Genomic DNA, 14,714 nt, shown 5'->3' on the forward strand with positions numbered 1-14,714 from the left:
CCATTTAATTTAACATATTAAAAAACAATTCTGTATTAGTATTTTGTAACAAAGTTATGAATAAAAAATTGTGGGAAGCATCAAATTGGCAGAAAAAAAAATCTCTTTTATCGAGTTACGAGCAGTTCATTTCAAAAAAATTCAATAAAAAATTTAATCAAAAATATGAAAGTATTTTAAAATGGAGCATTAAAAACCCAGGTGATTTCTGGAGTTCTATTTGGGATTTTTCTGGAGTTAAGGGATATAAGAGCAAAATTAAGATTAAAAAATCAAAAATATTTTATAAAAATAAATTTTTACCAAATTCAAAGTTAAACTTTGCTGAAAATTTACTATCAAAAAATAATAAGGATAAAGCAATAACATTCGTTAGTGAGAATAGTTTTCGAGAAGAAAGAAGCTGGCACGAACTAAACCTTAATGTAAGTAAAATATCTAAATTTTTAAAAAATATTAATATTAAAAAAAAAGACAGGGTTGCAGCATACATGCCTAATTCTATTGAGGCAGTTGAAGCATTTATAGCCTCTTCTTCTTTAGGAGCAATATGGTCCTCATGCTCACCAGATTTTGGTGTTAAAGGGGTAGTAGAACGTTTTTCACAAATCAACCCTAAAGTTCTATTTGTAGTAGATAAGTATTTTTATAATGGAAAAATAATAAATACTTTAGAAAGAGTTCCTCTAATTTTAAATGAGATACCTTCTATCAAATATGTCGTCATTGTTAATTATCCAGGACAAAAATACTTAGAAAATAAATACAAATCTAAAAAAGCAAAAGTACTTAAATGGAGTGAGTTAATGAAACAAGAATCTGAAGAGATTCAATTTTCTAAATTTGATTTTGAACAAGATCTTGTAATCTTATATTCAAGTGGAACCACAGGAAAGCCAAAGTGCATATGTCATAGGAGTGGAGGAGTTTTGCTTCAGCATAAAAAAGAGCATCAGCTTCATTGTGATATCAGAGAAGGGGATAATGTTTTTTATTTTACCACCTGTGGATGGATGATGTGGAACTGGCTAGTTAGTGTCTTAGCTTCAAAAGCATCTATTGTTTTATTTGACGGATCGCCGATGTATAAAAAAGATGATTTACTATTAAAAATAGCTGAAAAAGAAAAAATTACTTTATTTGGTATTAGCGCAAAATATGTTGATGCTCTTCGTAAATCTAAGCCTACTTTAAAATATAATTATAAATTACCAAAATTAAGAACAATTTGCTCTACTGGATCTCCATTATCAAATGATGGATTTAAATATGTATATGAGAACATAAAAAAAAATGTTCATTTATCTTCTATCTCTGGGGGCACAGATATTGTTTCTTGTTTTGTTTTGGGAAACTTATACCAGCCTGTAATTTTGGGTGAAATACAAAATAAAGGCTTAGGTATGAATGTTGATGTTTTTAATGAAAAGGGTGAATCATTAAAAAATAAAAAAGGAGAGCTAGTTTGCAAAAATCCCTTCCCATCAATGCCTTTAAAATTTTGGAATGATAAAAATGATATTAAATTTAAAAAAGCATATTTTAATAATTTTTTAAACACATGGTACCACGGTGATTATGCGGAGATAAAGAAAGGAGGTGGCTTTATTATTCATGGCAGATCAGATACGACACTTAACCCTGGAGGTGTAAGACTCGGAACTGCTGAAATATATTCTGAAGTAGAAAAGTTTTTAGAAATCAAAGAGTCGATTGTTGTTGGTCAAGCATGGGATAATGACGTCAGAATAATTTTGTTTATAGTTTTAAACTCTAGACACGTGGTGAACGAAGATTTATTGAAAAAAATTAGAACACAAATTAGAAAAAATGCATCCCCAAGGCATGTTCCCTCTAAAATTATAGTAGTTGAAGACATTCCAAGAACTAAAAATGGAAAAATAGTTGAACTAGCTGTAAAAAATATAATAGAAGGAAATGAAATTAAAAATAAAGAAGCTCTAGCAAATCCAAGAGTTTTAGATGAATATAAAAATTTAAAGGAATTAAATTATTAAATGTTAAAAAATATAGTTAAAGGTTTAGAACCATCCTCTACTTTAAAAATTAATGAAATCTCTAAAAAACTAGAAGATAAAGGTGAAAAAGTATTTAAATTTGGATTTGGCCAATCTCCATTCCAAATACCAGCTGATATTGTTAATGCGTTAAAAGATAATGCCTATCAAAATAAATATTTACCAATGCAAGGTCTTAATGAGCTTAGAGATGCTGTTGCAAAATATACATCAGTTAAAAAAGATTATAATTACAAACCTGAAAATGTAATTATAGGCCCTGGCACAAAAGAGTTGATGTTTTTACTTCACATTTTATTTGATGGAGAAATAATATTACCAGCACCAAGTTGGGTTTCTTATGCCCCCCAAGCAATTCTTGGAAGAAATAAAATTCAATCAATTCAAACAAAAAGAGAAAATAATTGGTTTCCTACTAGATCTGAAATTGAAGAGGTTATTTTAAAGGATAAAAATAAAAACTATTTATTATTTTTGAATTCACCAAATAATCCATCAGGACAGATTTGTAAAAATCTAGAAGAAATTAGTGAGATTGCCAAAAAATATAATCTTATTATTCTATCAGATGAAATTTATTCTGAGTTGAGTTTTGATGAAGAGTTCAAATCTATTTCAAGTTTTTGTCCTGAAAAAACTATTATCAGCACAGGCTTAAGCAAATGGTGTGGTGCAGGTGGGTGGAGATTGGGTTATTTTATAGTTCCAGACTCTTTAAATATTTTAAAAAATTCAATTAACGTTTTAGCTAGTGAAACCTTTTCTGCTGTCAGTGCACCAATTCAATATGCTGCAATTACTGCTTATACAAGTGATCATAGTAAATATATTGATAGTTCTAAAAATATTCTTAAAGCAGTTGGTAACTATGTTTATGAGAATTTAAAGTCAAATAAAGTTTTAATTAATAAACCTCAAGGTGGATTTTATCTTATGCCAGAATTTTTGAATAAAAAATTTAATTCATCCTCAGAAATGTGTGACAATATCTTAAAGGAAACAGGTGTAGCATTATTACCAGGATCAGATTTTGGTTTTGAGAAAAATAAAATGTTAGCAAGATTAAGCTTTACAGATTTTGATGGTCAAAATTTTATGAATCATACTCAAAATGAAAAAAAAATTGATGATAATTTAATTTTAAAACTTGCTCCCAAAATAGTAGAGGGTGTTGATAAGTTAAAAAAATGGTCAACATCAACCTAAATACTAGCTATACATAGCCCCTTAATTGCTGTTTAATATAATTAATAAAATTAACGACTTAGAGGAGAGAATATGAAAAAAATGATAACATCTCTATCAAGTGCTCTACTAATCTTTGTTGCATCTTTATCTTTCACTGGTGTTGCAAAATCTGCAGAGTTCTTCACGATAGGAACAGGCGGACCAACTGGAGTATATTTCCAAACTGGTAACGCAATTTGCAAAATGCTTCATAAATCAGCAATAGCAAAAGAACACGGAAGAAAAAAAGGTATAGATAAAGCTTACAGATGTACTGCGCCTTCAACTGGTGGATCAAATTATAATATTGGTCAAATCGCAGCAGGTGAATTTCAATTTGGTGTAGCTCAGTCTGACTGGCAATATCATGCTGTTAATGGATCAAGCAAATGGGAAGGAAAACAGTACAAAGGATTAAGAGCTGTTTTTTCAGTTCACAACGAACCTTTTCAAATTTGGGCTAGAAAAAAAGCAAAAATTAAAGATTTTGCTGGTCTTAAAGGAAAAGTTGTAAATATTGGTAACCCAGGTTCTGGTCAAAGAGGAACTATGGAAGAACTTATGAAAGCAAAAGGTGTTGATAATAGTTTCTTTAAATCAACTACTGAATTAACTTCATCTGAGCAAGTAAAAGCTTTGTGTGATGGTAAAATTGATGCTTTTGGTTATTCTGTAGGATTTCCAAATGGAGCTATGGAGCAAGCAGCAACTTGTGCAGCTAAAGCTTCGCCTATCAATTTAACAGGCCCTGAAGTTAAGGCATTAATTAGTGGTGCTGATTACTATGCGCAAGCTGTAATTCCAAAAGGAACTTACACAGGACAAAAAAAGGATGCGACTACTTTTGGCGTTAAAGCTACTGTGGTAACTAGTAATATGGTTGAAGCAGACCTTGTTTATCTAGTAGTAAAAGCAGTATTTGAAAATTTTGATGATTTCAAAAAACAACATCCTGCTTTCTCTTCACTTAAAAAAGAAGATATGATTGCTGATGGTTTATCAGCTCCATTACATGAAGGTGCTAAAAGATACTATAAAGAAGCTGGATTAATGTAATCCAAATTCATAATTAAATTAAAAGGCCTGATATATTTATTGGGCCTTTTTTTTTGTAATAAGGTATCTTTTAAATCATGAATCAAAGCATCAGTGATAAAGTAGACAGTAAGATTAAAGAAGACTTATCACCAACTAGAAATTTGACTGGTCTTCATTTAAAGATAGTTGCAAGCATTGCAATAATTTGGTCATTATTTCAGCTTTGGTATGCTTCGCCCTTTCCTTTTTGGTTTAACATAGGAATGTTTAAAGGACTTCCAGCTAGAGCTATTCATTTAGGGTTTGCATTAACTTTAGCTTTTTTAATTTATCCAACTTTTAAAGGAAAAAAAATATCTATATTCGATATTATAATTAGTTTTGTTGGAGCTTTCTGCTGTTTATATATTTATTTTTTTTATGATCAGTTAGTTGATAGAGGTGGAGTTCTTTTAAACATTCCAGTCAGTGAAAATTTTAATTTGCCAGTTGAATTAATTCTTGGAAGTTTAGGTATCTTAATATTACTTGAAGCAACTAGAAGAGCAATCGGTTTACCACTGGTTATTATTGCAGTTTGTTTTTTACTTTTTTCATATTTTGGAAGGTATGCACCAGAAATAATCTCTCATGGGGGACTTTCATTAAATAGATTAGTAGGGTTTCAATGGCTTGACCAAGAAGCTATATTTGGAATTCCAATTGGTGTTTCAGTAGATTTTATTTTTTTATTTGTTTTATTTGGTGCATTATTAGAAACTGCTGGTGGAGGTAAATATTTTTTAGATTTGGCGTTTGCCATGGTTGGAAAAATGAGAGGAGGACCAGCTAAAGCAGCAATTTTAGGATCTGGAATGACTGGCTTAATTTCTGGGTCTTCAATTGCAAATACTGTAACAACTGGAACTTTTACAATTCCAATAATGAAAAAAACAGGTTTTTCAAAAGAAAAAGCTGGTGCAATAGAAGTATCATCTTCAGTAAATGGACAGTTAATGCCACCTGTAATGGGGGCAGCAGCTTTTGTAATGGCAAGCTTTATTGGAGTTACTTATTTTGAAATCGTTAAACATGCATTTCTGCCAGCAATTATTTCGTACGTTGCATTATTTTATATTTCTCACCTTGAAGCGCTAAAGTTAAATTTAAAAGGTATGGATGACGCAGATGTTCCAAATTTGAAAAAAACATTTTTGTCAGGAATACAATTTTTAATTCCCATCTTTGTTTTGATATACATGCTTGTGTATTTAAGGTTTACCGCTTCTTATTCCATATTTTATGCAACGATTGCATTAATCATTGTAAATTTAGTTTACATAGTAATTAAAAATAAAGAATTTAAAGTAGCTCTAAAAACTTGGTTTAATCAAACTATAGTTGGTTTTGAAAAAGGCGCCTTAAATATGGTTGGTGTTGGAATAGCAATAGCAACAGCAGGTATAATTGTAGGAGCCGTAGGTTCTACAGGCTTAAGTACAAATTTAATTATTGTAATAGAATCTATTGCAAAAGATAATGTTATTATTTTATTATTTTTAACAATAATTTTATGTTTGTTGCTTGGTATGGGCCTTCCAACAACAGCAAACTATGTTGTGGTGGCCTCATTAATGGCAACAGTATTGGTTGATGTTGGAAACGCATCTGGCTTTATTTTTCCTTTAATAGCAGTTCATTTATTTGTATTTTATTTTGGTTTAATGGCCGATGTTACTCCACCTGTTGGTCTAGCATCATATGCAGCAGCAGCTATTTCAGGAGGAGATCCACTTAAAACTGGTCTACAAGCTTTTTGGTACAGTTTAAGAACAGGGATTTTACCTATCGTATTTTTATTTAATCATGAACTGTTATTGATAGGTATTGAAAATGTGTGGCATGGATTACTTGTAATTGTAACTTCATTAATTGGAATACTTATTTTTACTTCAGCAACACAAGGTTGGTTTTTTAATAGATTAAGATGGTATGAAATAATAATCTTTTTATTAATTTCTATTTCTTTATTAGCACCAGAGTTTGTTTTAAATAAATTTTATCCTAAATACAATTATATGGATATTAACAAAATTCATTTAATAAAAATAGATTCTAATAAGGAGGCTAGATTTAAAATAACACGTCCAAGCAATTATGGTGAAAGATACAAATTATTCGTAATTAAAAAAAATACTTTTGAAACTGAGTATAGTTTAGAACAATATGGAATTAGTTTAATTAGAGATGAAGATAGAGTTATTGTGGATACTTTGCAATGGAATGGAAAAGCTAAAAAAAGTGGTTTTGAAACTGGTGATTATATAAGTGAATTTAAAATAGAAAACGCAGATAGACCAAATAAAGGAATTATTTATCCAATAGCGATTTTATTGTTAATTATATTTGGTTATTTTAACGCTAGAAGAAAAGAATAATTATCCACCAGGACCAAGATCAGATGGTTTTATTTTTAAAATTTTCCATATCCCCGATGCTGAAGTTATAATTTTATCATTACATTTTAGTTCACAAAACAAAAATACCAGTGTGTTTGTTTTTTTAAGAATTCTTGTAAAGCCAGTAACTTCATCACCAACTTTAGATGCACCAATAAATTTTAGATCTAATGAAATAGTTACACAAGGTGCATTTCCAGATGCTCTATGTGCAGCAGTCCCCGCTCCTGCATCTATTAAGGCTGATAAATAACCACCGTGAGTAATCCCAGCAGCATTTAAATGATTTTCATTAACTATAGTTTTAAATTCATATTCTGTTTCAGAAATAGTTCTAAATAAAACACCACCGTTGTGTTTCATAAAACCAGGCTTAATACTTATTTGCTCAAATTCATTACTCATAATTCTTTATAATACGAAAGTTAAAATTAATAAAATTATAAAAACAATTATAAAAAAATATATAACTGATTTTTGTAGAGATGATTTTAGTAGCCAATCTAACATTGTTATTTATCCTTTTTGGTGGACCGCCCAGAACTCGAATCTGGAATCTCCCGGTTCGTAGCCGAGCGCCTTATCCAATTTGGCCAGCGGTCCTTAATTAAATAATTTGCCCAACATATCAAAGTTTTTGATGTAATTTAAGTTATAAAATATTATGCTGTACTATCAATGAGCAAAAAATCAAATGATGTAGTTATTACAGCTGCATTAAGAACACCTATAGGCACATATAAAGGATCTTTAAAAGGTATTAGCGCTGATAAACTAGGTGCACTAGCTATTAAAGAAGCTGTCTATAAATCAAAATTAAAATCAGATGATATTGATGAGGTGATTATGGGTCATGTTCTAACTTCTGGACTAGGACAAAACCCGGCCAGACAAGCTTCTATTCATGCTGGAATTCCAGTTTCAAAACCTGCGCATATAATCAATCAAGTATGTGGATCTGGATTAAGATCTATAATTTCAGGATATCAGTCTATTAAACTACAAGAAAATAAAATTATAGTTGCTGGTGGACAAGAAAATATGTCTAGAGCACCACATGCTATATTTTATCGAGAAGATAAAAAATTAGATAAAAATAAGCTAGTAGATACGATGACCAATGATGGGTTAATAGACTCATTTAACAATTATCACATGGGAATTACTGCCGAAAATGTTGCAAAAAAATATAAAATTTCTAGAGATGAACAAGATTTATTTGCATTGAGCTCTCAAGAAAAAACTCAAAAAGCTATAAATGAAAGTAGATTCAAAAATGAGCTGATCAAATTAAAGGTTGATACAGGTAATAAAAACTTTCTTTTTGAAAAAGATGAACATCCAAGAAGCAATTTAAATTTAAAAGATCTAAAAAAATTAAAAACTGTATTCAAAGAAAATGGAACAGTCACTGCGGGTAATTCATCAGGAATCAATGATGGTGCTGCAGCAATTGTATTAATGCCCAGAGAAGAGGCAGAACTTAGAGCTATAGAGCCGTTAGCTAAAGTAGTCTCTTGGGCAACTTGTGGTGTTGAGCCTTCATTGATGGGACTAGGTCCAATTCAGGCTGTAAATATAGCTTTAGAAAAAGCCAAATGGAAGAGAGAGGATGTTGATTTGTTTGAAATAAATGAAGCATTTGCAGCTCAAAGCATTGCTGTAATTAGAGATCTTAAAATTCCTAAAGAGATTGTAAATGTTAATGGTGGGGCAATTGCATTAGGACATCCAATTGGAGCTTCAGGAACCAGAATTTTAGTAACCCTTATTCATGAGATGATTAGACGAAATAAAAGCAAAGGTTGTGCCACTCTCTGTATTGGTGGTGGAATGGGAATAGCCATGTGCATTGAAAGAAATTAACTTCTTATTTATTTGTTAATTTTAAAGTTTTTTGTTCAATAAAAATACAGGTTTGCACAAAAAGGCTTATTATTGTGCTAAAATAACATGAGATATAGTTTTTTTTAAGTGTATAAATCGATTTAAAATAATGAGTGAAAAATTACTTGTTCCGGACATTGGTGAATTTGAAAAAGTTGAGGTCATTGAACTTTTAGTAAAAGTTGGAGATCAAATAAACTTAAATGATCCTGTTGTTACCATTGAGAGTGACAAATCTAGTGTTGAAATTCCATCAACAGTTTCTGGCAAGATAGAATATGTAAATATTAAAGTGGGTGATAAAGTTTCTAAAGGAGACGTATTATTAAGTATTGAATCTTCAAAAGAAAGCATTTCAGAAAAGCCAATTCCTAAAGATACAGAAAGTATTATTAAACAAGCAGAATCTGTTTTAAAGAATGAAAAAAAAGAAGAAGCTATTCAACAAAATCCAGCCCCAGAAAAAAAACAAACAATAATTCAAGTTACAAATGAAAATGATATTGATCCATTAGAGACACAAGATTGGTTAGAGTCTTTATCTGCAGTTGTTGAAAAAGATGGAAATCAAAGAGCTCATTTTTTGATAAAAGAATTAATTAACAAAGCATATCAAGAAGGTGCAAATATTCCTTATACACAACACACTCCTTACATAAATACAATCCCACCAGAGGCAGAAGTCAAGTCCAATGGAGATCAGAACATTGAAAGAAGAATTAGATCTTTAATTAGATGGAATGCAGCAGCCATGGTTGTGAGAGCAAATAAAAAATTTCCTGAATTAGGTGGTCATATAGGAACATTCGCATCTGCAGCAACACTTTATGATGTAGGAATGAATCATTTTTGGAGAGCTAAAAATAATAAATTTGGTGGTGATTTAGTTTATTTTCAAGGTCATAGTGCACCAGGCATCTATGCTAGAGCATTTTTAGAAGGCAGATTAAATGAAAAACAATTAGATAGTTTTAGACAAGAAGTAAAACCAGGTGGACTTTCTTCATATCCACACCCTTGGTTGATGCCAAAGTTTTGGCAGTTTCCAACTGTATCGATGGGACTAGGACCTATGCTTGCAATTTATCAGGCGAGATACATGAAATATTTAATTAATAGAGGATTAATCAAAGATGAAGGTAGAAAAGTTTGGGCATTCCTTGGTGATGGAGAAATGGATGAGCCAGAATCTTTAGGTGCTATAGGGTTAGCTTCTAGGGAAAAACTGGATAATTTAATATTTGTTATAAACTGTAATCTTCAAAGATTAGATGGACCTGTTAGAGGTAATGGAAAAATTATTCAAGAGCTAGAAGGAAGCTTTAGAGGAGCCGGTTGGAATGTAATTAAAGTAATTTGGGGGTCTTACTGGGACTCACTGATTGCTAATGATAAAACAGGTCACTTAGTTAAAGTTATGAACGAAACTGTCGATGGTGAGTATCAAGCAATGAAGGCTAGAGATGGAGCTTACGTTAGAGAAAAATTTTTTGGAAAATATCCAGAGACACAAGAGCTAGTTTCTAGTTTGTCAGATAAAGATATTTGGAGATTGAATAGAGGTGGTCATGATCCTCATAAAGTTTATGCAGCATATGATCAGGCATCAAAAAATCAAGGCAGCCCAACGGTTATAATCGCTAAAACCATTAAAGGTTATGGCATGGGAAAAACAGGTGAAAGTGTTAACACAACTCATCAAACTAAGAAATTAGACGTAGACGATTTATTATATTATAGAGATCGTTTTGATGTGCCTTTAACTGACGATCAAGTAAAAAATGTAGAGTATTTTAAGCCAGATGAAAAATCTCCAGAAATTAAATACATCAAAGAAAGAAGAATGAACCTTGGGGGTTCTTTGCCAGAGAGAACAACTTACGCAAAGCCAATAAAAGCACCAGCAAAAGATATTTTTGACTTTATGAAAGTATCAACAGGTGAAAAAGAAATGTCTACAACCATGGCATTAGTTAGAATGTTTACAAATTTATTGAGAGACAAGAATGTTTCACCGAGGTTAGTCCCAATTATTCCTGATGAAGCAAGAACTTTTGGCATGGAAGGATTTTTTCAAAAAATAGGAATATATGCACATGAAGGTCAAAAATATGAACCTGAAGACTCTGCACAGTTAAGTTCTTATAGAGAAGATAAAAATGGACAAGTATTAGAAGAAGGCATTAATGAAGCTGGAGCAATGTCATCATGGATTGCAGCTGCAACAGCTTACACAAATCATGATATTGAAATGATTCCAATTTATATTTTTTACTCAATGTTTGGTTTTCAAAGAATAGGAGATCTTGCATGGGCTGCTGGAGATAGTCAGGCCAGAGGTTTTTTAATTGGAGCAACAGCTGGAAGAACTACTTTGGCTGGTGAAGGATTACAACACCAAGATGGACACAGTCACTTGATAGCTTCAACTATACCAAATTGTGTAACATATGACCCAACTTTTCATTATGAGTTAGCTGTTATTTTTAGAGAAGGCCTGAGAAGAATGCATGAAAAAAATGAAAATATTTTTTATTATATCACAACCATGAATGAAAACTATTCACATCCAGGAATGCCAAAAGATAAAAATTGTGAAGAAGGGATTCTTAAAGGAATGTACAAGATTAAAGAATTTAATAGATATGGAAAAACAAAAATTCAACTTTTAGGCTCAGGTACAATATTGAGAGAAATGATGTCTGCAGCAGAAATTCTTCAAAATGAATATCAGATAGATAGTGAAATTTGGAGTGTTACTAGCTTTAATGAGTTGAGAAAAGATGGTATGGAAGTTGAAAGATATAATCTCTTAAACCCTGATAAAGAACAAAAAGTTTCATTTGTAGAACAGTGTTTAGGAAAAACTGAAGGACCAATTATGGCAGCCTCAGATTATATGAGAATGAATTCTGACCAAATTAGACCTTATACTAATAAAAGTTTTTATTCTTTAGGGACAGATGGTTATGGAAGAAGTGACACTAGAAAAAACCTTAGAAAATTTTTTGAAGTTGATAAAGAGCATATTGTTGCCTATGGACTGAGTGTGTTAGCAAAAGAGCAACTGATAGCTTCTAAATACGCTAAAGAAGCCATAAAGAAGTATAATATTGATGGCAGCAAACCAATGCCAACAAAACTATAAGATGTCAGATAAAGAGATTAAAGTACCAAATATTGGTGAATTTAAAGACGTTGAGGTAATTGAGGTGCTAGTTTCAAGTGGCCAGTCAGTTTCTAAAAATGATCCGCTTATTACAATTGAGAGTGATAAATCTAGTGTTGAAATACCAGCTTCTTTTGATGGAAAGGTTAAGTCTGTTAAAATTAAAGTGGGAGATAGAGTTTCAGAAGGTGATTTAATATTAACCGTAGAACAGTCTGGAGAAGAAGAAAAAAAGATAGAACAAAAAACTATTAAAGAAGCAGAACAAGTTGTAAATCAAAATCAAGTAGAAAAAATTGCAAAAGTCAATCGAGCACAAAATATAATAAAAAAAGATAATTCAGAAATTTCATCTGCAAGCCCAAAAGTACGTAAATTTGCTAGAGAACTTGGGGTTAATATTAATGAAATAGTTGGTAGTGAAAGACAGGGAAGAATTGTGGAAGATGATGTAAAAAATTTTATATCCTCTAAAATTAATAAAGCTCCAGATAAGACCGAAGTTCAACCAAAAAAAATTGTTAGTGAATTTTCTCATTCTGATTTTGGTGAAATTGAGGTTAAAGATATGCCTAGGGTTAAAAAATTAGCCTCTACATATTTGGTTAATTCTTGGACTACAATACCTCATGTCACAAATCATGATGAAGCAGATATAACTGAAATGGAAGATTTTAGAACTTCACTTACCGATATGTATACAGGTGAGAGAAAAAAAATTACTCCATTAGCTTTTATTGTTAAAGCTTTAGTTGCATCTTTAAAAAAGTTTCCTAGTTTCAACTCTTCAATAGATGATATTGACAATGGAAAAATTACAATGAAAAACTATTTTCATGTTGGGATTGCAGTGGATACTCCACATGGTTTAATGGTGCCAAAAATTAGAAATGCTGACAATAAAAGCATCTCATATATTAGCAATGAATTGAAAATAGTAAGTGACCAATGTAGAAATTTAAAAATAGATAAGAAAGAATTCTTTGGAGGATCTATGACTATTACGAGTCTTGGAGGAATTGGAGGTTCATTCTTTACACCAATAATAAATTATCCAGAAGTTGCTATATTAGGAGTAGGCAAGGCACAAAAAAAACAAATTTTTATTAATGGGAAATTTGAAACAAGAACAATGCTACCGCTTTCTTTATCATATGATCACAGAATAATTGATGGAGCTGAAGCAGCTAGATTTAATAATGATCTAAAAGAAAATTTAGGCAAAAATTTTGCTTATAAATTAGCTGTATAGATATTAATGTCAAAAACATCATCATTATTTTGTGCATTATTATGTACATTCATATGGGGAACGACTTTTATAGCTCAAGATACTGGAATGGACGACATTGGCCCTTTCACTTTTAATGCTGTCAGGTTTTTTGTTGGTTTTTTAGTAGTAGCTCCTTTAGCTTTTATTTTTGAAAGAAAAAAAATATCAAAATCAGTACAAAAAAATCAAAAAGAATTTATCAACTTGGCTATTTTAATAGGCCTATCTTTATTTTTGGGATCAGCACTTCAACAAGTAGCTTTACTCTATACAGATGTTGCTAATGCTGCATTCTTTACGATTTTTTATGTGCCAATGGTCCCGTTTATAATTTTTTTCATGTATAAAAAACCAATTCACTGGAGTATTTGGCCTTCAGTTCTTCTTTGTGTGATGGGCGGTTATTTGTTAACTAATTTTTATAGTGCAACAGTTAGAACGGGTGATGCACTTATAATAATGGGCGCATTTTTCTGGAGTACACACATTATTTTTACTGGTAAAATTATAGAAAAATATAATCTTCCATTAACAATTGGTGCAATTCAAACTTTAATTGTTTCTTCTTTGTCATTAATTATAGGATTAATTTTTGAAGATTTTATTTGGTCCAATATTCTTAAAGAAAAATTTCAAATCTTATATGCTGGAATTTTGTCTGGAGGCCTTGCATTTGTTTTACAAATATATGCACAAAAAAATATATCCCCTGCTCCCTCAGCAATAATCTTTTCTTTAGAGGGTGTTTTTGCAACAATTGCTGCTTGGATTTTATTAGATCAAATTTTAGATATAAATAATTTATTTGGATGTTTATTTATTTTAATTGGTGTTTTGTTTTCACAATTAGCACCAATATTAAAAAAAAATTAATTATATATTATTATAAATAGAATTATCGAAATAATTATTCTGTAAATAACAAAAACATTCAAAGAAAATTTGTTTATATAATCTAGGAAAAACTTAACTGTAAAATAAGAAAATAAAAAAGAAAGAGTGATTGATATTAGTACAAGATAGTTAAGCTCAAAGCTTTGACCGATGGCATTTTTTAACTGCAGCACACTTGCTCCGGCTATAGCAGGTATAGCTAGTAAAAAAGAAATTTTACTTGAGTCAAATCTATTAAATCTAAAAAGTCTTGCAGCCGTTATTGTAATTCCCGCCCTACTTACACCAGGTATTAAAGCAAGTATTTGAAACAAACCAATATATAGTATTGTTTTAAAATTTAAGTTAGACGATATTTTTTTATCAAATTTACTTTTATCTGCGAGATATAAGATAATTCCAAAAATTAATGTTGTCCAAGCGATTATCTTTAAATTGTTTTCTAATAGGTTAACTAGACCTGTGGAGCTGATTATGTAGCCAGCTATTACAATTGGTATTGAGCCAATAATTAATAAAGATAATAACTTCTGATTATTTCTAAGGTCTAATAACTCTCTTCTAAAATAAAAGACTATTGCAAGTAAAGAGCCAAGATGGAGACTAACATCAATCATTAGTGAGTTAGAATTAAACTCAAATATTACCTCAACAATATTTAAGTGAGCTGATGAACTGATTGGTAAAAATTCTGATATTCCCTGAACTATTGATAAGATTATAATTTCAATAATATTTGAGAACATTTA

At 30.7% G+C, this 14,714-nt stretch carries 10 protein-coding genes and 1 tRNA gene; 8 read left to right on the top strand and 3 right to left on the bottom strand.

Annotation, left to right across the window (positions count from 1 at the left end):
- Positions 1–56 precede the first annotated feature (56 nt).
- The 4 genes from AC5SMR_RS00095 (at position 57) to AC5SMR_RS00110 (ending at position 6,721) form a co-directional block, all read left to right on the top strand.
- The gene (locus tag AC5SMR_RS00095; RefSeq protein ID WP_494576925.1) at positions 57–2,018 is read left to right on the top strand and encodes an acetoacetate--CoA ligase; all 1,962 of its coding nucleotides are present in this window, start codon (positions 57–59) and stop codon (positions 2,016–2,018) included.
- Positions 2,019–3,245 (top strand): pyridoxal phosphate-dependent aminotransferase, encoded by a 1,227-nt coding sequence (locus tag AC5SMR_RS00100; RefSeq protein ID WP_494576926.1) that lies wholly within the window; start codon positions 2,019–2,021, stop codon positions 3,243–3,245.
- Positions 3,246–3,317: 72 nt separating this feature from the next.
- Entirely contained in the window at positions 3,318–4,322 is a 1,005-nt protein-coding gene (locus tag AC5SMR_RS00105; protein ID WP_494576927.1) for a TAXI family TRAP transporter solute-binding subunit, read from the top strand.
- A 77-nt stretch (positions 4,323–4,399) separates the two neighbouring features.
- The gene (locus AC5SMR_RS00110) at positions 4,400–6,721 is read left to right on the top strand and encodes a TRAP transporter permease (protein ID WP_494576928.1); all 2,322 of its coding nucleotides are present in this window, start codon (positions 4,400–4,402) and stop codon (positions 6,719–6,721) included.
- Here AC5SMR_RS00110 and AC5SMR_RS00115 read toward each other — a convergent pair whose 3' ends face one another.
- Together AC5SMR_RS00115 and AC5SMR_RS00120 are read right to left on the bottom strand one after the other, a co-directional pair.
- On the bottom strand, positions 6,722–7,147 hold the full coding sequence (locus tag AC5SMR_RS00115) for a PaaI family thioesterase (RefSeq protein ID WP_494576929.1): 426 nt from the start codon (positions 7,145–7,147) through the stop codon (positions 6,722–6,724). It lies immediately after the preceding gene.
- Positions 7,148–7,268: 121 nt separating this feature from the next.
- A tRNA-Arg gene (locus AC5SMR_RS00120) sits at positions 7,269–7,345 on the bottom strand.
- 75 nt (positions 7,346–7,420) lie between these two features.
- Here AC5SMR_RS00120 and AC5SMR_RS00125 point away from each other — a divergent pair.
- The 4 genes from AC5SMR_RS00125 to AC5SMR_RS00140 all read left to right on the top strand — a co-directional run bounded on the left by AC5SMR_RS00125 (position 7,421) and on the right by AC5SMR_RS00140 (position 13,944).
- Positions 7,421–8,608, top strand: a complete 1,188-nt coding sequence (locus AC5SMR_RS00125; RefSeq protein WP_494576930.1) for an acetyl-CoA C-acetyltransferase — start codon at positions 7,421–7,423, stop codon at positions 8,606–8,608.
- A gap of 130 nt (positions 8,609–8,738) precedes the next feature.
- Positions 8,739–11,777, top strand: a complete 3,039-nt coding sequence (gene aceE / locus AC5SMR_RS00130; protein WP_494576931.1) for a pyruvate dehydrogenase (acetyl-transferring), homodimeric type — start codon at positions 8,739–8,741, stop codon at positions 11,775–11,777.
- 1 nt (position 11,778) lies between these two features.
- Positions 11,779–13,050 (top strand): 2-oxo acid dehydrogenase subunit E2, encoded by a 1,272-nt coding sequence (locus AC5SMR_RS00135; protein WP_494577411.1) that lies wholly within the window; start codon positions 11,779–11,781, stop codon positions 13,048–13,050.
- 6 nt (positions 13,051–13,056) lie between these two features.
- Positions 13,057–13,944: a DMT family transporter gene (locus tag AC5SMR_RS00140; RefSeq protein ID WP_494576932.1), complete on the top strand. Its 888-nt coding sequence runs from the start codon at positions 13,057–13,059 to the stop codon at positions 13,942–13,944.
- On the opposite strand, the gene AC5SMR_RS00145 is transcribed toward AC5SMR_RS00140, so the two are convergent.
- Positions 13,941–14,711 carry an undecaprenyl-diphosphate phosphatase gene (locus AC5SMR_RS00145; RefSeq protein WP_494576933.1) on the bottom strand — a complete coding sequence of 257 codons (771 nt, stop codon included), beginning with the start codon at positions 14,709–14,711 and terminating at the stop codon, positions 13,941–13,943. The genes AC5SMR_RS00140 and AC5SMR_RS00145 overlap by 4 nt on opposite strands.
- Positions 14,712–14,714: the final 3 nt, after the last annotated feature.

Source organism: Candidatus Pelagibacter sp. PS_28 (assembly GCF_059417885.1).